This is a genomic window from Actinoplanes sp. ATCC 53533, from assembly GCF_003947245.1.
In genome coordinates this window covers 21439-41331 of sequence record NZ_QHHV01000131.1, presented here as the reverse complement: position 1 = coordinate 41331, position 19893 = coordinate 21439, and the positions used below count along the sequence as shown (strand labels likewise).

20 protein-coding genes are annotated in these 19893 nt (G+C 72.4%); 8 read left to right on the top strand and 12 right to left on the bottom strand.

The window, feature by feature from the left end; translation table 11 throughout:
* Positions 1-25 precede the first annotated feature (25 nt).
* The 5 genes from DMB66_RS36895 (at position 26) to DMB66_RS36875 (ending at position 4276) form a co-directional block, all read left to right on the top strand.
* Entirely contained in the window at positions 26-289 is a 264-nt protein-coding gene (locus DMB66_RS36895) for a HypC/HybG/HupF family hydrogenase formation chaperone (protein ID WP_125808762.1), read from the top strand.
* Positions 286-1389 carry a hydrogenase formation protein HypD gene (gene hypD, locus DMB66_RS36890; RefSeq protein WP_125808761.1) on the top strand — a complete coding sequence of 368 codons (1104 nt, stop codon included), beginning with the start codon at positions 286-288 and terminating at the stop codon, positions 1387-1389. The genes DMB66_RS36895 and hypD overlap by 4 nt, the downstream gene beginning before the upstream one ends.
* Positions 1386-2444, top strand: a complete 1059-nt coding sequence (hypE, locus tag DMB66_RS36885) for a hydrogenase expression/formation protein HypE (RefSeq protein ID WP_125808760.1) — start codon at positions 1386-1388, stop codon at positions 2442-2444. Before hypD ends, hypE begins: the two co-directional genes overlap by 4 nt.
* Before the next feature lies 1 nt (position 2445).
* Positions 2446-3156 carry a DUF6390 family protein gene (locus DMB66_RS36880; RefSeq protein ID WP_125808759.1) on the top strand — a complete coding sequence of 237 codons (711 nt, stop codon included), beginning with the start codon at positions 2446-2448 and terminating at the stop codon, positions 3154-3156.
* 109 nt (positions 3157-3265) lie between these two features.
* Complete coding sequence (locus DMB66_RS36875; RefSeq protein WP_158647493.1) at positions 3266-4276, top strand: LysR family transcriptional regulator; 1011 nt, start codon at positions 3266-3268, stop codon at positions 4274-4276.
* Between the two features lie 708 nt (positions 4277-4984).
* On the opposite strand, the gene DMB66_RS36870 is transcribed toward DMB66_RS36875, so the two are convergent.
* The 7 genes from DMB66_RS36870 to DMB66_RS36840 form a co-directional block, all read right to left on the bottom strand.
* Complete coding sequence (locus tag DMB66_RS36870) at positions 4985-5827, bottom strand: carbohydrate ABC transporter permease (protein ID WP_125808757.1); 843 nt, start codon at positions 5825-5827, stop codon at positions 4985-4987.
* Between the two features lie 4 nt (positions 5828-5831).
* Positions 5832-6767, bottom strand: coding sequence for a carbohydrate ABC transporter permease (locus DMB66_RS36865; RefSeq protein WP_125808756.1), 936 nt, complete (start codon positions 6765-6767; stop codon positions 5832-5834).
* Positions 6768-6778: 11 nt separating this feature from the next.
* Entirely contained in the window at positions 6779-8095 is a 1317-nt protein-coding gene (locus tag DMB66_RS36860; RefSeq protein ID WP_125808755.1) for an extracellular solute-binding protein, read from the bottom strand.
* Positions 8096-8251: 156 nt separating this feature from the next.
* Complete coding sequence (locus DMB66_RS36855) at positions 8252-9175, bottom strand: ABC transporter substrate-binding protein (protein ID WP_125808754.1); 924 nt, start codon at positions 9173-9175, stop codon at positions 8252-8254.
* A 26-nt stretch (positions 9176-9201) separates the two neighbouring features.
* Positions 9202-9894 carry an ABC transporter permease gene (locus DMB66_RS36850; protein WP_125808753.1) on the bottom strand — a complete coding sequence of 231 codons (693 nt, stop codon included), beginning with the start codon at positions 9892-9894 and terminating at the stop codon, positions 9202-9204.
* The gene (locus DMB66_RS36845) at positions 9891-10550 is read right to left on the bottom strand and encodes an ABC transporter permease (protein ID WP_125808752.1); all 660 of its coding nucleotides are present in this window, start codon (positions 10548-10550) and stop codon (positions 9891-9893) included. Before DMB66_RS36845 ends, DMB66_RS36850 begins: the two co-directional genes overlap by 4 nt.
* The gene (locus tag DMB66_RS36840) at positions 10547-11605 is read right to left on the bottom strand and encodes an ABC transporter ATP-binding protein (protein ID WP_125808751.1); all 1059 of its coding nucleotides are present in this window, start codon (positions 11603-11605) and stop codon (positions 10547-10549) included. Before DMB66_RS36840 ends, DMB66_RS36845 begins: the two co-directional genes overlap by 4 nt.
* A gap of 120 nt (positions 11606-11725) precedes the next feature.
* Here DMB66_RS36840 and DMB66_RS36835 point away from each other — a divergent pair, with 120 nt between their 5' ends.
* Positions 11726-13195 carry an aromatic amino acid ammonia-lyase gene (locus tag DMB66_RS36835; protein WP_125808750.1) on the top strand — a complete coding sequence of 490 codons (1470 nt, stop codon included), beginning with the start codon at positions 11726-11728 and terminating at the stop codon, positions 13193-13195.
* On the opposite strand, the gene DMB66_RS36830 is transcribed toward DMB66_RS36835, so the two are convergent.
* Together DMB66_RS36830 and DMB66_RS36825 are read right to left on the bottom strand one after the other, a co-directional pair.
* Complete coding sequence (locus DMB66_RS36830; RefSeq protein ID WP_125808749.1) at positions 13163-13744, bottom strand: cysteine dioxygenase family protein; 582 nt, start codon at positions 13742-13744, stop codon at positions 13163-13165. The genes DMB66_RS36835 and DMB66_RS36830 overlap by 33 nt on opposite strands.
* Positions 13741-14637 (bottom strand): amidohydrolase family protein, encoded by an 897-nt coding sequence (locus DMB66_RS36825; protein ID WP_125808748.1) that lies wholly within the window; start codon positions 14635-14637, stop codon positions 13741-13743. Before DMB66_RS36825 ends, DMB66_RS36830 begins: the two co-directional genes overlap by 4 nt.
* A 127-nt stretch (positions 14638-14764) precedes the next feature.
* On the opposite strand from DMB66_RS36825, the gene DMB66_RS36820 reads away from it, so the two are divergent.
* Positions 14765-15793: a LacI family DNA-binding transcriptional regulator gene (locus DMB66_RS36820; RefSeq protein WP_125808747.1), complete on the top strand. Its 1029-nt coding sequence runs from the start codon at positions 14765-14767 to the stop codon at positions 15791-15793.
* On the opposite strand, the gene DMB66_RS36815 is transcribed toward DMB66_RS36820, so the two are convergent.
* Positions 15729-17249, bottom strand: a complete 1521-nt coding sequence (locus DMB66_RS36815) for an aromatic amino acid lyase (protein ID WP_233625101.1) — start codon at positions 17247-17249, stop codon at positions 15729-15731. The two genes, DMB66_RS36820 and DMB66_RS36815, sit on opposite strands and share 65 nt — an antisense overlap.
* The gene (locus DMB66_RS36810) at positions 17246-18265 is read right to left on the bottom strand and encodes an ornithine cyclodeaminase family protein (protein ID WP_125808746.1); all 1020 of its coding nucleotides are present in this window, start codon (positions 18263-18265) and stop codon (positions 17246-17248) included. The genes DMB66_RS36815 and DMB66_RS36810 overlap by 4 nt, the downstream gene beginning before the upstream one ends.
* 53 nt (positions 18266-18318) lie before the next feature.
* Here DMB66_RS36810 and DMB66_RS36805 point away from each other — a divergent pair, with 53 nt between their 5' ends.
* A complete protein-coding gene (locus DMB66_RS36805) occupies positions 18319-19179 on the top strand; it encodes a MurR/RpiR family transcriptional regulator (RefSeq protein WP_125808745.1) in 861 nt (286 codons plus the stop codon).
* On the opposite strand, the gene DMB66_RS36800 is transcribed toward DMB66_RS36805, so the two are convergent.
* Positions 19167-19859, bottom strand: coding sequence for a hypothetical protein (locus tag DMB66_RS36800; protein WP_125808744.1), 693 nt, complete (start codon positions 19857-19859; stop codon positions 19167-19169). The two genes, DMB66_RS36805 and DMB66_RS36800, sit on opposite strands and share 13 nt — an antisense overlap.
* Positions 19860-19893: the final 34 nt, after the last annotated feature.

Sequence of the window (19893 nt, the reverse complement as noted above, 5' to 3'; positions counted from 1 at the left end):
TCCTTCCGAAGAGAGGAGTACGCGCATGTGCCTGGCCGTGCCAGGACGGGTCCTGAGCGTTTCCGAGGTCGACGGCACCCTGATGGCGCAGGTCGACTTCGGCGGCATCCGCAAGGACGTGTGCCTGGAATACGTGCCGGATGTCGCGTCCGGCGAGTACGTCATCGTGCACGTCGGATTCGCCATCCAGCGCCTCGACGAGGCGTCGGCGATCGAGACGCTCGCCAACTTCGAGCGGCTCGGCATCTTGGAGCAGGAGTTCGGCGATCAGGCGGGAGCGGAACGGTGAAGTACCTCGACGAGTTCAGCGATCCGGAGCTGGCCCGCAAGCTGGTCGACCAGATCCACGCGGTCACGACCAGGCCCTGGGCGATGATGGAGGTCTGCGGTGGCCAGACCCACTCGATCATCCGGCACGGCATCGACCAGTTGCTCCCCGAGGGGGTCGAGATGATCCACGGACCGGGGTGCCCGGTCTGCGTGACCCCGCTGGAGATCATCGACAAGGCGCTGGCCATCGCCGCCCGGCCCGGCGTCATCTTCTGCTCGTTCGGCGACATGCTGCGGGTGCCGGGCAGCAGCCGGGACCTGTTCGCCGTCAAGAGCGCCGGCGGCGACGTGCGGGTGGTGTATTCGCCGCTGGACGCGCTGAAGATCGCCCGGGAGAACCCGGACCGGCAGGTGGTCTTCTTCGGCATCGGCTTCGAGACCACCGCGCCGGCCAACGCGATGACCGTCTACCAGGCCCGCCGGTTCGGCGTGGCCAACTTCTCCCTGCTGGTGTCGCACGTGCTGGTGCCGCCGGCGATCGCCGCGATCATGGAGTCGCCGCGCTGCCGGGTGCAGGCGTTCCTGGCCGCCGGGCACGTCTGCAGCGTGATGGGCACCGCCGAATATCCGCCGCTCGCCGAGAAGTACGGGGTGCCGATCGTGGTCACCGGCTTCGAGCCGCTGGACATCCTGGAAGGCATCCGGCAGACCGTGGTGCAGCTCGAATCCGGGCGGCACGAGCTGCGGAACGCGTACCCCCGGGCGGTGCGCGCCGAGGGCAACCCCGCCGCGATGGCCATGCTGCGCGACGTGTTCGAGGTGACCGACCGGACCTGGCGCGGCATCGGGATGATTCCCCGCAGCGGCTGGCGGCTGTCCGAGCGCTACCGCGACTTCGACGCCGAACTGCGGTTCGACGTCGCGGACCTGCGCACCGAGGAGTCGGCGCTGTGCCGCTCCGGCGAGGTGCTGCAGGGACTGCTGAAACCGAACGAGTGCGAGGCCTTCGGCAAGCAGTGCACCCCGCGCAATCCGCTCGGGGCGACCATGGTCTCGTCGGAGGGCGCGTGCGCGGCCTACTACGCGTACCGGCGGCTCGACCTGGTGCGGATCCGATGACCGACCTGGACTTCGAGAACTGGACCTGCCCGGTGCCGCTGCGCGACACACCCACGGTCGTCATGGGGCACGGCGGCGGCGGCGCGATGTCGGGCGAGCTGGTCGAGCACCTGTTCCTGCCCGGGTTCGGCGCGGCCGGCGGCACCGCCGACCTCGGCGACTGCGCGGTCGTGCCGGCCGGCGAAGGCCGGATCGCCTTCTCCACCGACTCGTACGTGGTGAAGCCGATGTTCTTCCCCGGCGGCTCGATCGGCGACCTGGCGGTCAACGGCACCGTCAACGACCTGGCGATGGGCGGCGCGACGCCGTTGTATCTGTCGGCCGCGTTCATCCTGCAGGAGGGCACCGCGCTGGCCGACATCGCCCGGATCGCCGAGGCGATGGGCGCCGCCGCGCGCGCCGCCGGGGTCCGGCTGGTCACCGGCGACACCAAAGTGGTGGACAACGGCAGCGGCGACGGCGTCTACATCACGACCTCCGGGATCGGTCTGGTCGCCGACGGCGTCGACATCGGCCCGCGCCGGGCCGTGGCCGGGGACACGGTGCTCATCAGCGGCGACATCGGCGTGCACGGCGTGGCCGTGATGAGCTGCCGGGAGGGCCTGGAGTTCGGCACGGCCGTGTCCAGCGACACCGCGCCGCTGCACGGCCTGGTCGCCGCGATGCTCGCCACCGGCGCCGACGTGCACGTGCTGCGCGACCCGACCCGCGGCGGGGTGGCCGCCTCGCTGAACGAGATCGCCCGGGCCTCCGGGATCGGTGTCGACCTGGTGGAGCGCGACCTGCCGGTGCCGCCGGGGGTGGCCGACGCGTGCAGCCTGCTCGGCCTCGACCCGCTGCAGGTGGCCAACGAGGGCAAACTGCTGGCCTTCGTGCCGGCCGAGCAGGCCGGGGACGTCCTGGCCGCGATGCGGGCCCACCCGTACGGTGCCGGGGCGCGCCGGATTGGCACCTGCGTGAGCGAGCATCCCGGCATGGTGGTGGCCAGGACGGCGCTCGGCGGCACCCGGGTGGTGACCATGCCGATCGGCGAGCAGCTGCCCAGGATCTGCTGACATGAGCGTGCGCGGCGCGCTGTTGTTCGCGCGGTACGCCTACCCGCCCAACGAGCTCGGCTACTGCGGTCCGGAGGGCGCCGCCGCCCTGCTGCGCGGCGACGCCCCGGAGGAGATCGCCCGGCGGGCCCGCCAGTTCGAGGGCGCGTGGAGCTATCTCGAGTTCATCGCCCGTGCCGCCGGGGTCGCCGATCCGCTGGACGAGGCCGTGGTGCAGGCATACTGGGTCGGCAACGACCTGCTCGGCCGGGTGGCGCCGGAGGAGCTGCTGCCGTTTCTGCGTACCCGGTTCGCCGGGCAGGCCGGCGGCACCTGGCAGGACGCGGACACCCGGGCGATCGCCCACCACAGCTTCCACGTCTTCGAGGTGTACCCGTGGGCGGCGATGCTGCGGCGCACGGGCAACCCGACAGCCGTGTCGGTCCTCGACCGGTGCCGGATCCGCACCGGGGTCGTGCGGGAGGTGCACGGCGAGACGGCCACGGTCAGCTCGCGCCCGCTGCTCCTCGGCGACGGCGTGCTCGCGCCCGGCCCGGCCCGCGACGAGGCGGTGACCTGGTCGGCCGGCGGGCAATCGCTGCTGTCCGGCCTGCGGCCCGGCGACCGGGTGTCGCTGCACTGGGACTGGATCTGCGATGTCATCACCGCCGAGCAGGGCGAGCGCCTCGAGTCCTTCGAGCGGCGCCAGCTCGTTCTGGATTGTGACCGCTAACAGCAGATACACGGCAATTTCCGTCGCATGCTGTTACGCCTTGACTACGGGAATGTTAACGATAACACTGCGAGATACGCATCGATGGGGTGATCGAGGAGGTCTCGGCATGAGGAACCCGCCCCGGCAGCCGAGCCTCTCCGCCGGCGGACGGCCCGGTGCCACCATTCGCGCGGTGCCGGACCCGGTCGGCGGCCGCATCGAGTTGCGCCAGTTGCGGTATTTCGTCACCCTCGCCGAGGAGCTGCACTTCGGCCGCGCCGCCGCCCGCGAGCACATCGTCCCGTCCGCGCTCAGCACCCAGGTGCAGCGACTCGAACGCGCCGTCGGTGTGCAACTCGTCGATCGCACCACCCGGCACGTCGCGTTGACGGCGGCCGGCGCCCGCTTCCTGATCGAGGCCCGCCAGATCCTCGAGCACGTCGACCGCGCCGCCGTGCTGGCCCAGGGCAGGGCGCTCGCCGCGCCCACGCTGCGCGTCGGCGTGCTGGACGAGGGCTACGACGCCGTCCAGCCCGTGCTGCGCGCGGTGCAGGCCCGCTACCCGGATCTGGAGATCCACCAGGTGCTGGCGGGCGTGCCCGAGCAGCGCCGGCTGCTCGCCGACGGCCGGCTCGACGTCGGCATCGGCCGGCTGCCGGGCGCCGCACCGGAGATCGCCGCCGAGATGTTCCGGCTCGACGCGCTCGGCGTCCTGGTGCCGACCGGGCACGCGTACGCCCGGCTGGCCCGCGTCCCGGTCGCCGCGCTGCGCGACGAGACGCTGCTGCTGGCCGACGAGGAACAAGCGCCGGAGTTCAACGCCTTCGTCGCCGAGGTGTGCCGGTCGGCGGGCTTCTTCCCGACGCTGTTCCCGGGCAGCGTGCAGACGCTGCGCGCGGCCGTCGACCTGGTGGCCCAGGGCCGCTGCGTGCTCTGCACCCCGGCCTCCACCGCCGGCGCCTCGTCGGATCCCGACCTGACCTGGCGCCCGCTGGGCCCGTCGGTGCCACGCTATCCCTGGTCGATCCTGTGGCGGGCGCAGAACCCCTCCCGGTACGCGCTCGACCTGGTCCGCACGGCCCGTGAACTCTCCGCCGAACTGGGCTGGCGCGACGCCGCCCACGACCGCGCCAGCTGACGCTCACCCACGCCGCGCTCACCGTCGACGCCTGGCAGAAGCTGGGCGCGCCGGTCACCGCCGGATCAGCGGTGCCCGCTTCGTCGGCGTCCACCCCAAGCACGGCCGCACCGGCGCCTCGCAGTGGGCACCCCTGGCCTTCAAGGACGCGACCCCGATCGCCTGAGCGCTCTCAGCGTTCCGGGGGCGCCCGAGGCTATGACCGTCCACCTTGGGCTCGCTGCGGCGCTGGCCGCTCCGTACCGCCGCGTCCGGCCAGCGGGGGTAGTCGTAGTAGCTTGCTTTGCTCTGCTTCCCCATCGGAAACGCCGGCCGGTGGATTCGCGTTCTGCCCGAGAGGTGTGTCGGTGTTGTCCGGGAGGTGTTTCCCATGGGGAAGCAGTGCAAAGCGACGTTGTTCGTGCCCCCTTCCGGGCGCCGGAGGGCTGGGTAATGGGCGGTGGTCGCCAGAGCCCGTTCGAGTGACGGTTCGTGGCGGTGGGTGACGGCGGGCAGCGCCGCGAAACCCGCTGACCTGCAACGTCCCGCCATTAGCTCACTTCGGGCCCGTTATCGCGGGTCGGCAAGGTTGTTCGTGCTCCTTCCAGGGCTGCCGTGGGGCTGGGTAGTGGGGCGCCAGTCGAGGCTCGGTTTCGGCGCGAGTGAGGAGTCTGGGCACGGCGTGGCCGGGACCACGAACCGCCACAGCGGTGTGCCGGGCGATCGCGGTCAGCCCTTCAGGCCGCTGCCCGCGATGCCCTCGACGATGTGGCGCTGGAACATCAGGAACACGGCGACCAGCGGGATCGCGCCGAGGATCGCGCCCGCCATCGTGTCCGCGTACCGGATGCCGAACGAGCCTTGCACCGTCGCCAGGCCGACCGGCACCGTCATGTTGTCGGGGTTGCTCAGCACCAGCAGCGGCCACAGCAGGTCGTTCCAGGACGTGACGAAGGTGAAGATGGCGACGGCCGCGACCGCCGGGCGGGCCAGCGGCATGATGATCCGCCGGTAGATGCGCAGGTAGCCCGCGCCGTCCACGCGGGCGACCTCCTCGAGCTCGCGTGGCAGGCCGTCGAAGAACTGCTTGAAGATGAAGACCGCGATGGCGGTGGGGATCTGCGGCAGGCTGACCGCCCAGTACGTGTTCAGCAGCCCGAGCGCGTCGAACTCGCGGAACCACGGCACGATCAGCACCTGGCCGGGAATCATGATGCCGGCCAGCACGATCCAGAAGACCACGTTGCGGTAGCGGAAGCGCATCCGCGAGAGCGCGTACGCCGCCAGGCTGGCCACCAGCACGGTGCCGGCCGCGGACAGCGTCGCGATGAACAGGCTGGAGCCGAGCCAGGTGAGGATGTCGGTGTCGCGCAGCACCCGGCCGAACGCGTCCAGGGTCGGGTCGGCGATGGCCCAGGTGGTGCGGGTGGTCTCGGCGTTGGGCTTGAGCGCGGTGTCCAGCGCCCAGGCCAGCGGCACCAACCAGAGCAGCGCGAACGCGATGAGCACGCCGAAGCAGATGCGGTTGAACAGCTTGACGCGGAATTCGGCCCGCTGGGCGAGGTCGGTCACGGGATCACACCTCCTTCTCCTGGCGGCGTACCAGGGCGAACCAGACCGCCGAGACCATGAGCACGACCAGGAAGAACAGCATCGACACGGCGGCGGCGTAGCCGACCCGGAAGTTGGTGAAGGCCTCGTCGTAGACGTATTCGAGGATCGAGCGGGTGGCGAAGTTCGGCCCGCCCTGGGTCATGATGTACATCTGGTCGAAGACCTTGAGCGACGCGATCACCTGGAGCACCGCCACCAGCGTCGTGGTGCGGCCCAGCATCGGGATGGTGATCTTGCGGATCTGTTGCCACGGCGACGCGCCGTCCATCGCCGAGGCCTCGTAGAGGTCGCGCGGGATCTCCTGCATTCCGGCCAGGTAGAGCACGAAGTTGAAGCCGAGCGTCCACCAGATCGTGGTGATCGCCAGCGAGGGCATGGCCCAGTTCGGGTCGCCCAGCCAGTCCGGCGAGGTGATGCCGATCTTGACGAGCCCGGCCTCGATCAGCCCCAGGCCGGGCGTGTAGAGGAAGATCCAGATCAGCGCCACCACGGCGGACGGCAGGATGAACGGCGCGAAGAACGCCAGCCGGAAGAACCACCGGCCCTGCTTGGCCCGGTCGGCCAGCAGGGCGAAGACGAACGCGAGCAGGATCAGCGGCGGCGTGGTCAGGATGGTGAACCAGACGGTGTGCCACAGCGACGACCAGAAGTCACTGCTCTGCAGCGCCTCGGTGTAGTTGCCGAAGCCGGCGAAGTCGGACAGCCCCGGCTTGACCAGGCTGGTGTCGAAGAAGCTCATCACCAGGCCGTACAGGGTCGGGCCGATGATGAACGCGAGGTACAGCACCAGGAACGGCGCCAGGAAGCCCAGCGCGGGCAGCCCGCTGCCGCGGCGCCGCTCCGGAGCGGGCCCGTCCTCGGTGGCGGGGCGGGGGCGTACGACGGTCTCGGTGGTCACCGGGGACCCCCTCAGATGGGTGACGCGGTTGTGGACAGGTTCCGCAACTGGCGGTGCATCTGGGCGAGCGCGTCGGCCGGGGACTGCTGGCCGGCGAGCACGGTGGCGATGGCGGAGCCGGTGACGATCTCGAAGTTGGAGCCGGACCCGGAGTACCAGCCGTCCGGGTCGTAGACCGCGCCGTCGGCGGCCGCGGCGTAGTTCGACTGCGGTGTCATGGCCTGGTATTCGGGGCTGTCGCGGAACGGCAGCCAGGTCGGCACGTGCCCGCCCTCGGCCCAGGTCTTGCTCTGATCCAGCATCGAGCGGATCAGCAGCAGCGACCGGTCGATCTGGTCCTGGTCCTGGCCCGGCTGGCGGGGGATGACCAGGGTGTGCGAGTCCGCCTGCACGGCGTACCTGCTGCCGCCGTAGAGGTTGGGAAACAGGGTCATGGAGAACGGCATCTTCGCGGTCTGGAAGGTGGAGATCTCCCACTCGCCCTGGAAGTAGAAGCCGGCCTGGCCGTTGGCGAAGGTGGCGACCGCGCCCTGGTAGTCGATGCCGGCGGGGAACAGCCCGCTGCTGGTCAGCGACTGCAGGAAGGTGAGGACCTGGCTGGCCTTGGCGTCGTCGAGCACCACCCGGCGGCCCTCGTCGGCCAGGGTCTCGCCGCCGAGCTGGCCGTACAGCGACTGGAAGATCCGCCACGGCGTCGCGGTGTCGTTGTTGATCGACACGACCCCGCCGTAGCCGCCGGAAGCCTCCTTGGCCCGGCGCATCGCGTCGGTGAACTTCTCCGGGGTGTCCAGCGGGGTGAGCGCACCGGACGCGTCGAGCAGCCCGGCCTTCTCGCAGACGTCGGTGTTGTAGAACATGACGAACGGGTGGGTGTCGATCGGGATGGCGTACGCCCGGCCGTCGACCAGCCCCGCCTGCCAGGCCCGCGCGGTGAACTTGTCCGCGGTGATGCCGTGCCGGGCCAGGTCCGCCGGCCGCAGCTCCTCCAGCAGGTCGGAGGTGACCAGGGTCTTCATCCGGGTCAGGTGCGCGACCGCCACGTCCGGCGGCTTGTCGCCGAGCGTCGCCAGCGCCAGCTTGGTGTAGTACGGATTGCCCCAGGTGAGGGTGACGGCGCTGAGGTCGATGCCGGGATTGGCGGCGCGGAAGACGTCGAGCATCTGGTTCATCCGGACGCCGTCGCCGCCGCCGAACAGGTTCCAGAAGTCCAGCGACCCGCTGGCGTCCCGCCCCGGAGCCAGCCCGCTGCATCCCGCCGCGCCCAGGCCCGCCAGCCCCAACGTCGCGGCAGCGGTGCCGCGCAGCAGCGCGCGTCGGGTCAATGTCATGACTGGAGCGTGCCGCCGGGCCGGACCACGAGTCCAGGGATCGGCCTTCGCAAGACGAGAAGGACCGGACGCGAATCGAGAAGGATCGCTCGGTCGTGCCGCCGGCCGCCGGCGTCCGCAGGGTGCTGCGGGTCGCCGGACGGCCGGCGGGGTGGGTCAGATCAGGCCGTTGTCGGTGAGGAACGCCTTGGCCACCGTGGCGGTGTCCTGCTTGTCCACCTGCACGCGGGCCAGGTACGTCGTGAGGTTCTCAGTGGTCAGCTTGGCGGAGACCGCGTTGAGCGCACCGGAGACCGTGGCGTTGTTCGCTTCGGTGCGGATCAGCGGCACGATGTTCTCGGCGAGGTACAGGTTCTTCGGGTCCGTGAGGACGACGAGCTTGTTGGTCGCGATCGCCGAGTCGGTGGAGAAGACGTTGCCGACGTCGATGTCGCCGTCCAGCAGCGCGTTGACCGTCAGCGGTCCGCCGGCGTCGAGCGGCTTGAACTGCTTGAACTCCACCCCGTAGACCTCCTTGAGGCCCTTGAGGCCCTGGTAGCGCTCGGCCCACTCCGGGCCGGCCCCGACGACCAGCTGACCGGCGACGGCCTTCAGGTCCTCGATGCTGGCCAGCTTGTGCTTGGTCGCGGTCGCCTGGGTGACGCTCAGCGTGTCCTTGTCCTCGGCCGCCGCCTGTTCGAGGACCAGGGTGCCCTTGGGCAGCACCTTCTGCAGCGCGGCGTAGACGTCGGTGGGGCTGCTGACCCCCTCCGGCGCGCCGCCGGTGGACAGCGCCGACAGCAGCGCCCCGTTGTATTCGGGCAGCAGGTCGATCGAGCCGTCCTGCAGCGCCTTCAGGTAGAGCTCGCGGGCGCCGATGTTGAACGACCGCTTGACCTCGACCTTCTTGCTTTCCAGTGCCTGGGCGTAGATCTCGGCCAGCAGCTCGCTCTCGGCGAAGTTGGCCGAGCCCACGGTGACGGCCGACGACGACGATCCACTGTCGTCGCTGAGCGGGTCGCTGTCGGCGCCGCAGGCGGCGAGGGCCAGGGCCAGGGTGATGCCGGTCAGAGCGGCGCCGGCCGAACGTATGCGGGACATGGTCTGCCTTCCGGTGGGTGGAGATTTCAGGTGGTGGCTCGCGGGGACCGGGCGCGGGCCCGGATCCGCCCGGTCAGGCCGGGAGAGACGATCCAGCGCTGCACGAGCGCGAAGAGCAGGTCCAGCGCGATGGCCAGGACCGCGACGACGATCGCGCCGGCCAGCACCCGGGAGTAGTCGTTGACGGCCAGGCCGTCGATCAGCAGCCGCCCGAGGCCGTTGAGGCCGACCGCCGCGGCCACGGTCGCGGTCGCGACCACCTGCAGGGCGGCGTTGCGGAAGCCGCTCATCAGGACGGGCAGGGCCATCGGGAACTCGACCCGGGTGAGTACCTGCCACGGGCGCATGCCCATGCCGCGCGCGGCGTCGATCACCTGCTGGTCCAGCGTGCGCATTCCGGCGTACGCCGAGGTGAGGATCGGCGGGATGACCAGGACGGTCAGCGCGATGAGCACCGGCGTCAGGCCCAGGCCGAGCAGGGTGACCATGAGCATCAGCAGGCCCAGGGTCGGCAGCGACCGGCCGGCGTTGCCGGCGTTGATGGCGATGAAGGAGCCGCGGCCGGTGTGGCCGATGTACAAGCCGACCGGCAGGGCGATGACCGTGCCGATCAGCAGGGCCAGCGCCACGTAGCCCAGGTGCGACAGCAGCAGCTGCGGGAGGCTGCCCGGCGCGGTGAGGTTCCAGTGCGCCGGATCCAACAGGTACGACAGGTTCATGCCGCGCCGCCGTTGCCGTGCTGGTAGCGCGTCCATGGGGTGACCGCGCGCTGCACGAGCACGATCGCCAGGTCGGCCAGGCCGGCGACCAGGACGGACAGGATGATGCCGACCAGGATGGGCTCCAGGTAGAACAGCTGGAAGCCGCGGGTGAACAGCTGGCCGAGCCCGCCGACGCCGATCAGGGCGCCGACGCTGACCAGGCTGATGTTGGAGACCGTGGCCACCCGCAGGCCCGCCAGGATCACCGGCAGGGCAACGGGGAGCTCCACGTCGACGAGGCGGCGGAAGCGCCGGTAACCCATCGCGGTGGCGGACTGGACGATGGTGCGGTCCACGGCGCGCAGACCGTCGGCGACCGTGCGGGCCAGCAGCGCGACCGTGTAGATCGACAGGGCGACCACGATGTTGATCGGCGACAGGATCTTGGTGCCGAGGACCACCGGCAGGAACACGAACAGCGCCAGCGAGGGAATGGAGTACAGCACCCCGCAGGTGTTGACCAGCGGGTGGTACAGCCAGGGGAAGCGCACCCCCAGGTAGCCGATCGGCACCGACACCACGATGCCGATGAGGATCGGCAGCAACGCCAGATAGAGGTGCTGGCGCAGGGCGCTCAGGACGGTGTCCGAGTTGTTGGACAGATAGTTGATCATGGCGTCGGCTTCGCGGGACGGTGATCGCGCCGGGCGGCGAGGTAGTCCACGAGGTCGTGGTGGCGGACGATCCCGTCCGCCTTGCCGTCGGGACCGACCCGCACCGCGATCCCCACCGGGGAGCTGATCGCCAGGTCGGTCACCAGCCGCAGCGAGTCGGCGCCGGTGAAGCTCCCGCCGGTGGCGAGCAGCGGTTCCGGCTCCGCCGCGCGGCGCCAGCCGACCGGCCTGCCGGACGCGTCCAGCACCAACTCCACCCCGTCCAGGGCGGCGTCGGCCGGCGGCCGGACCTCGAGCTCGGCGGCGGTGTCGAAGGACAGGCTGCGGATGCCGCGGTCCCGCCCGACGAACTCGGCCACGAACTCGTCGACCGGCTGTTCCAGCAGCTCCCGTGGGGTGCCGAACTGGGCCAGGTGGCCGCCCTCGCGGAAGACCGCGACCAGGTCGCCGAGCTTGATCGCCTCGTCGATGTCGTGGGTGACCATGGCGATCGTCTTGCCCAGGTCCTGCTGCAGCCGCAGGAACTCGCGGTGCAGCCCCTCCCGCACGACCGGGTCGACGGCGCTGAACGGCTCGTCCATCAGCATGATCGGCGGGTCGGCGGCCAGGGCGCGGGCGACCCCGACGCGCTGCTGCTGCCCGCCGGAGAGCTGGGCGGGATACCGGCCGGCGAATTCCGTCGAGAGGCCCACCCGTTCCAGCAGTTCCATCGCGGCGGCCCGGGCCTCCCGGCGGCTGCGCCCGAGCAGCATCGGCACGGTGGCGACGTTGTCGAGCACCGTGCGGTGCGGGAACAGCCCGGCGTGCTGGATGACGTAGCCGATGCCACGGCGCAACACGGCCTCGTCCTGCTCGGCCACGTTGCGCCCGTCGATGAGGACCCGGCCCGAGGTCGGGCTCACCATGCGGTTGATCATGCGGAGGGACGTCGTCTTGCCGCAGCCGGACGGCCCGACCAGGACGGTGATCTTCCCCGTCGGCAGTTCGAGCGAGAGGTGGTCGACCGCCGTTCCTCCGCCGGGGTAGACCTTGACGATGTCGTCGAATGTGATCATGGCGGCTCCGGGGATGGCGGGTGACCCTTGAATACTGCTATTCACCTTCTGTTGCGGTGAATAAGATGTCAACGGTCCGTGCGAGCTTTTACGGTCCGGAAACACGCGGCTGGAGGCAGCATGCAGGCAAAAGGGGATCCGGAATCCGTTCGGCTCGATGGGCGAACCCTGACGATAGAGGGCCTCGCCGCGGTCGCGTACGGCAAGGCCGGTATCGCGGTGGACCCGGCGGCGATGCGCCTGGTCGAGGCCCGGCATGAGGTCCTGCTCGCCGCCCGCGAGCAGGGTGCCGTCTACGGGGCCAACACCGGCGTCGGGGCCAACCGACACGAGCTGACCAGCGGAAACGGTATGGTGGCCGCCGTACGGCACGGGCTGAGCCTGCTGCGCAGCCACTGCGCCGGCATCGGGCCGGAGGAGGACGACGGCGCCGCTCGGGCGGTGATGGCGGTGCGGCTGAACCAGCTCCTGGCCGGCGGCTCGGGGGTCTCCCCGCGCGTCGCCGACGCGCTCGCCGTGGCGCTGCGTGACGGCGCCGTGCCCAGCCTGCATCGCTGGGGCGCCATCGGCACGGCCGACCTCGCCTCGCTCGCCGAGTTGGGGCTCACCCTGGCCGGGGAGCGCCCCTGGCGGTCCGGGCCCGGGCCGGTCATCGCGATCGACCCGGCCGACGCCCTGCCGATCATCAGCTCAAGCGCGCTCACCGTGGCGACGGCCGCACTCGGCGTGACGGACGTGCGGAGCCAGCTGCGCGCGTCCACGGTCGTGGCGGCTCTGTCGTTCCTCGCGTTGCGCGGCAACCCCGAGGCCTACGACCCCGCCGTGCACGCGGCCCGGGTCCACCCCGGCCAGGCCGAGGTCGCCGCGACGCTGAACGGGATGGTGGCCGGCTGCGTCACTCCCGCGCGCATTCAGGACCCGTTCGGGCTGCGGGTCGTGCCACAGGTGACGGCGCCCGCGCTGCACTCGGCCCGCGCGCTGCGCGCGGTGCTGACCGCCGAGCTCAACGCCGCCGCGGAGAACCCGCTGACGACCGACGACGGCGTCCGGCACCACGGGCAGTTCCACACCGCGACCCTGGCCGCCGGCCTCGACGCCGTACGCGGCGCGTTCTTCCCGGTCCTGTCGCTCTCGGCGGCGCGGCTCGGCCTGCTGATGCGTCCCGACCTGACCGGGCTGCGGGCCTTCCTGGCGGCCGGCCCGCCGGGCAGCTCCGGGCTGATGATCGCCGAGTACGTGGTCCAGGACCTGCTGGCCGAGATCTGCATGCGGGTGCCGCCCATCCTGACCGGCACGCTGAGCATCTCGATGGGCGTCGAGGAGCACGCCAGCTTCGCCACCCAGGGCGCGCGGTCGCTGCGGACGATGACCGAGCTGGCGCCGGTGCTGCTGGCCGCCGAGCTGGTCGCGGCCGTCCGGGCGCTGCGGATGGCGCCCGAGCGGCTCACCGGCGGCATCGCCCGGCACGCCTTCGACATCGCCGCCGGGGTCCTGGACGACGACGTCGCCGATCGTCCGCTCGGGGTGGATCTCGAGCGGGCGGCCGGGGTGCTGCCGCTACTGGCCGACGCCGTCGGCGATGAGCTGTAGGCCGGGGTCGTCGACGGCGTCCACGCCGTCCAGCGGCCGCAGCTCGTCGGCGTAGCTGACCGCCTGGCGGCGCATCACGCCGCTGGCGCTGATCGAATACTGCCCCATTCGCCAGAGCGGCGGCGAGTAGGCGTGGATGGACACCGAGCCGTCGACGGAGCCGCCCATGCGGTGGATGTGGTCGGGCCCGAAGGCGAACGCGCGCCCGGCCGGCACCACCCGGACGACGGGCTCGCCGCCCATCCTCGGGTTGGACTCGGTGACCGCGCCGCGGGTCACCGCGACGGCCCCGGAGGAGACGTCGTGGTCATGCCAGCCGGTGTCGTCGCGCCGGTTCCAGCTCAGCACCCAGACGTCGATGTCGCTGTCGCGGTACAGGGAGGCGAAGTGCCGCTTGCCGGTGTCGTGGCCGACCAGCGGCTCCCACAGCTGGGTCCGCCTGGCCAGCTCGGCCACCCACGCCTGCAGCTCCCGCGGGCTGAGCACGCGCCCGGGCAGGGCCGGCAGGGCGGCCAGGTCAGTGGCCGCGACGGTGTCGACTGTCGTCATCTGGGTTCTCCTGTCAGTAGGTGGCGGGGGTTGGCGGTAAAGAGGGCGTGGGTGAAGGCGCTGCCCAGGCCCGGGTCGACCGGCTCGGCGTAGGGCCGGTCGGAGCCGTGCACGATCGGATCGACGCCCACCACCCGGATCAGCGCGTCGATCGCCCGCGTGCCGTAGGACGACGTCTCGTAGTAGACGTACGGATCGAGCGGGCCGAGGGTGCCGCCGCGGGCGGCGAGGCGTTCGTGGTGCAGCGGCGCGAGCCCGGCGAGCGCCACGAAGGCGATGCGCAGCCGCGGGTGCCGGCGCCGCCCGGCGATGTGCCAGGCCAGCCAGGCCTGGTGCTGCTGCGCGACGTACGGCGCCAGCGCCGGCCACCACGCCGGCAGGCCCGCGGGCCCGGGCGGCGCCGGCCCCGGATGCACCAGCACCGGCTTGCCGGCGCGCTCGGCCTCGGCCAGCAGCGGCTCCATCCGGGCGATCGCGTCCGGATCCGCCAGCGCGGTGGCGGGCAGCTGCAGGCCCGCGATGCGCTCGTCGCGCAGCAGCTTGACCAGGTCGCCGGGGTCCGGGTCGCCGACCGGGGCGGCGGCCCAGACCCGGTACGGGTCACCCAGCTCCAGCGCGCTGTCGTGCCAGAGCGCGATGAGCTCCGCGCCGTCACCGGCGGGCAGGTGCTCGATGCCGAGCGGGCTGGAGAGCGAGAGCAGGACCTGATCCTTGCCCTCGGCGAGCTCCCGCGAGCGGCGGGCCTCGATGTCGTGGGCGGCCGGATCGACGGCGTACGGCGCCTCGCCGGGCAGATGCAGCGTCCAGCCCCGCAGGTAGGGATGGACGCGCCGGCGCCGAAGCGCGTCGATGAAACCCGGTGGCCACAGATGCTGATGGCAGTCGATCCGCATGGCGTGCTCCTCGTCCCCGCCTCCGTCCGGGAGGGACGGAAGCGCTTCACATTCCTAGAGTGAAGCGCTTCCGTCCCCGGAATGCAACGGGATCTCAGGCTCCGGTACGCGGTGTTACCCTGGCCCGATGCCACGGCAGCAACCCCGGCGGACGCTGCAGGATCTGGCGACCACCGCCGGACTTTCGCTGGCCGCCACCTCCTACGCCCTGCGCGGAGTGCGCGGGTCGCCGGCCACCATCCGCCGCGTCCGGGAGCTCGCCGACGAGATGGGCTACACCGTCAATCCCATCGCCCGGGCCCTGGCCAGCGGCCGCACCGGCTCGGTGGGGGTCAGCGGCTCGCTCCGGGATCTGTGGCAGCAGGATCTGTCGGTGCTGCTGACCCGGTCCCTGCGGCGGCAGGGGCAGTATGCGACCATCGCCGACGCCGACGGCGACCCGGAGCAGGAACGCCTGATCGTGGAGCAGTTCGCCGCCCAGCGCATCGACGGCGCGGTGGTGTCGCCCGTCGACCCGACGGCCGGATACTGGCGGCTGCTGGGACCGCAGGTGGCGGTCGTGTCCATCGGCGACGCCCTGGTCGGCCGGCCGGGCTCGGGCAGCGTCCTGTTCGACAACCGGCGCGGCGTCCAGACGGCGCTGGCGCACCTGGCCGGCCTGGGGCACCGCCGGGTCGGTCTGCTCACGCCGTCGCTGCCCTCCACGCCGGGCCGGCCGGCCGAGGTGCTCGCCGAGCAGATCGCCGCGGGCCTGGAGGTCGAGCTGATCGCCGTCGCCGCGCCCGTGGCCACCACCGAGGCGGTCGCGACCGCGGCCGCGATGCTGGCGGATCCCGGCCGGCCGAGCGGGGTCTTCTGCCTGAGCGACTCGCTCGCGTTCGCCGTCTACCGGGCCGCCCGCGAGCTGGGCCTGCGGATACCGGAGGACCTCTCGGTCGTCGGCTACGACGATCATCAGCTCGCGGTGCTGGTCAGCCCCGGGCTGACCACCCTGGCCTGGGACGAGGACGCGATCGTCGAGGCGGCCGTGTCCCAGCTCGGCGGCCTGCTGACGGGGTCGGCGTCCGCCCCGCCGCCGTTCCGGCCCGAGCTCATCGTGCGTGGCTCGACCACGGCGCCAGCGCGCTCGGCGCGTTCCGTGCCCAGCCCGCGGTGAGCAGCTCGATGATCTTGTCCAGGTCCCGCCCGAACGGCCGGTCGCCGGCGCCGGCGGGCAGGATCCCGGCGACCTGACCCAGCGCGGTGGTCACGGCCTCGGCCACGCCCGCCGGCGGTCCGCCGAGCACGCCGGCCTGATGCACGGCCAGCAGTTCGCAGGCCAGGATGTCGCGCAGCCCGTCGACCGCCACCGTCAGGCACTCGGCCGCCTCGAATCCGAAGCTCTGCACGTCCTCCTGCCCGGTCGAGGTCTCCATCGCCCCGACCAGCGCCGGCACGGCGAACCGGCGCAGCCGGTGGGCCACGCCGACGGCCCGTTTGTGCACCGCGGCCATCCCCGCGTGCAGCCCCGGCGCGTCGGAGAGTTGCCGGGGCAGCCCGGTGATCCGGTCGTCGAGCAGCCGGTGCAGCCGGGCGGTGCCGACCTCGCCCAGGTGCACCAGCGCGGTGGTCAGCGCGCCGGCGGCCGCGGTGAGGTCGGTCCCGGCGAAACCGGCGGTGCCGATGAACCGGCCGTCCACGTGCGCGGGGGAGTCGGTCACGCCGGTCAGCGCCCGCCGCACGGCGGCGTCGAGCCCGTCGACCGCGCGCATCACCACCGCGAGGGCCGGCGCGGTGACCCGGAAGGAGACCGGTGCCTGCAGGGCCCGCACCGGTCCGTCGCCGCGCAGCTCACGGCTGGCGGCCAGCACCGCGAGCAACTCGTCGTCGCCGTGCCCGAGCGCCGGGTGCAGCGGGTCGCGGCTGGCGTGGACCAGGGCCTGCGCCGCCGAGAACACGACCACGACCTGCGCGACCAGCAGCCGGGCGTCGCGGCCGGCCAGCACCGCGCACCCGGTCAGGCCGGGCACGCCCTCCAGGAAGGCGACGCCCTCCTTGGCGGCGAAGGAGCGCGGGCCCAGGCCGGCCGCGGCCAGCGCCGGTCCCGCGTCGACCGCCTCGCCCCGGGCGTCGAGCACCTGCCCGGAGCCGAGGACGGCGGCGCCGAGATGGGCGAGCGGGATGATCTCCCCGGCCGCGCCGGAGCCACCGGCCGGAACGGCGGGCACCACGTCGGCGTCGAGCAGGTCGGCGAGGAACCGGCACAGCTCCGGGGAGGCGCCGGCGGCCGGGTGCAGCAGCGTGCGCAGGCGCACCGCCAGCATCGCCCGCGCCTGCGTACGCCGCAGCCAGGGTGCCGAACCGACCGCCCGCCCGGCCATCAGGGTGTTCTGGTGGCGGTCGCGGGCCGCGGCGTCCAGGCGCACGTCGGCCAGCGCTCCCATGCCGGTGTTCACCCCGTACACGGGCTGGTCGCCGGCCAGGTCCGCGAGCGTCTCCGCCCGGCTGACGGCCAGGCCGGCGAGCAGTTCGGGGGCGAGCGTGACCCGGCAGGTGCCGCGGGCGAGCCCGTCGATCAGCGCCGGGCCGAGGTCTTCCGCGCGGCGGATCGCATGGACGGCGATCGCGGTCACCGGTACCGCAGCATCGTGCCGGTCTCCGCGGCCTCGGCCCGGGTGAGAATGAGATGGGCCAGCGCGACGTCGAGGATCGACAGGCCCCGGTGCCAGAAGAGGATCCGCTCGTCCGGCCGCTCCCGGCCCGGCTTGCGCCCGCTGACGATCTCGCCGAGCTGGGCGTGGAGCGACTGCTCGCTCAGCCGTCCGGTGTCGACGTGGGCGCGCAGGGCCCCGAAGCGCCCGGACCGCGACTCCCGCCAGTCGTCCACGACGACCTTGTCCATCACGTCGAGCAGATCGAGCTCGACCGCGCTGACCGTGCCGTACGGCACCACGAAGGCGCCCGGCTTGACCGCCGCCGTGCGCAGCAGCGGCTCCGGCTGCTCCAGCCGCGAGGCCTCGACGAGGATGTCGGCGCCGTCGAACGCCTCGTCGGCGGTGGCGACGGCCCGTACCGGGGTGGTGGTCACCTCGCGCAACCGGGCGGCGAAGGCCTCCCGGGACTCCGGGCGCCGGCTGGTCACCCGGATCTCCTCCAGCGGGAACAGGCCGTCCAGCATGGTCACGTTGGCGAACGCGGTGCCCCGGGCGCCGACGTGGCCCAGGATCCGCGAGTCCCGGCGGGCGAGGTGCTTCGCGCCCACGGCGGTCATCGCCCCGGTGCGCATCTCGGTGATCAGGGTGGCATCCATGATCGCCAGCGGCACCCCCGTCATGGGGTCGAAGAGCGTCACCATGGCGAGCTCGCTCGGCAGGCCGTGCTGGTAGTTGGGGACGAAGTCGCCGACGACCTTGACCGCGCTGATGCCCCGCCGCCCGAGGGTGGAGACGTGACCGCGCAGGATGTTGAAGTGGCCCACGCCGCCGTTGTCCGGCACGAGGTGGGTCCGCGGCTCGAAGACGGTCTCGCCACGCCCGTGCGCCCCGACGACGGATTCCACCGCCGCGATCGCGTCGGCCGGGCCGATGGCCAGGCCCTCGATGTCGGCACCGGAGAGGAACCGCAACCAGATCGGCTGTGCCTGAATCATGGAATGCACGATATAGCGTCTGTGTTTCAAGATATTCAGTTGTGGGGGCGCGTATGGAACAGCGGGAACGATCCGACCACGGGCCTGCCGCGGACTGGCTGGTGGAGCTGGCCCAGCGGCACCGGCTCTCGCCGACCCAGCGGCAGATCGTGCAGCGCATGCTCGGCATGTTCCCCGACGTCGCGTTCCGGTCGACCGTCGAGATCGCCGAGCTGACCGGCGTCAGCCAGCCGACGGTGGCCCGGCTCGCCGCGGCGCTCGGCTTCGCCGGCTTCCCCGAGTTCCGCGCCGCCCTGCGCGACGTGGTGCTCGCCGGGCCGCCGGCCGGCCCGGCGGATCCGGACCGGCACGGCTCCGGTGCCATCGCCATCGACCAGGAACGGGCCAACCTCGCGAGCCTGCGGCGGGTGATCGACGGCGACCGGATGGGCGCGGCCGTCCGGCTGCTGGCCGCCACCGCGCCGCTCGGCGTGGTCGGCCTGCGCGCCTCGGCGGCCCTCGCCCAGTACTTCAGCTACTTCGCGCGGCGGGTGCTGCCCTCGGTGCACACGCTCACCGACGCGGCCGGCATCGACGACGCCGTGCTGCAGCTGCAGCAGGAGGGCGCCTCGGCGCTGCTCGTCTTCGCGATGCCGCGGTATCCGGCCGCCACGGTCGCCGCGATCCGGCAGGCCCGGGGCCTGGGCCTGGCGACGATCGTGGTGGCCGACACCGCCCTGCTGCCGTTCGCCGACGACGTCGACGTGCTGCTCGTCGTCCCGGTCGGCACCGGGCTGGTCTTCGACTCGCACGCCGCCGTGGTGGTGCTGGCGATCAACCTGCTGGACGCGATCGCCAACATCGACCCCGAGCGCACCCAGCGGCGCCTCGAGGCGCACGAGGCGCTGGTGGGCCGCTGGGCCTACGAGGAGTGAGCCAACGCCTCGGCGGCCGCCTCGGGCTCGGGCTCGGCGGCCGCGATCTCCAGCACCTCCAGGCCGGCGCCCACCCGCGGCCGGTCGACCCAGAGCGCGCGCAACTGGCCCTGCATGAACGAGGTCAGCCGGGCCCGGTACTCGCGGTCGAAGTGCTCCAGCGCCTCGATCTGCCGCTGCAGCGCCTCGCGCTTGGCGATCAGGCTGCCGACCGAGTCCTCGTACCGCTGCTGGGCCTGCAGCTTGAGCTGCTCCGCGTGGCCCTGCGCGTCGCTGACGACGGTGTCGGCCGCGCCCCTGGCCTCGGCCAGGATCTGCTCGGCGCTGCGCTTGGCGTCGTCGGCGCGCAGCCGGGCGTCGCGGGCGGCCTGCTCCGAGGCGGCGCGCGCCTCGGCGAGCACCTTGTCCGCCTCGCAGCGCACGTTGTGCGCGTGCACCTGGGCGTCGCGGGCCGACTGGTCCGCCGCCGCCTGCGCGTCGGAGCGGATCTTGTCCGACTGGCGTTTGGCTATCGCGACGTGTTCCTCGGCCGTGCGCTGTGCCAGGGTCAGCACCTGCAGCGCGTGGTCGGGGTGCAGGGGACCGCCGGGCACGACCAGCGGGTTCTCCGAGGTCGCGCTGTCCTGGGAGGTGCCGCCGAGCACCGCTTTGACCCGGGCTTTTATCTGGTTGTCAGTCACCGAAGACCTCCGCTAGAGATGGCTGGCCCCCGCC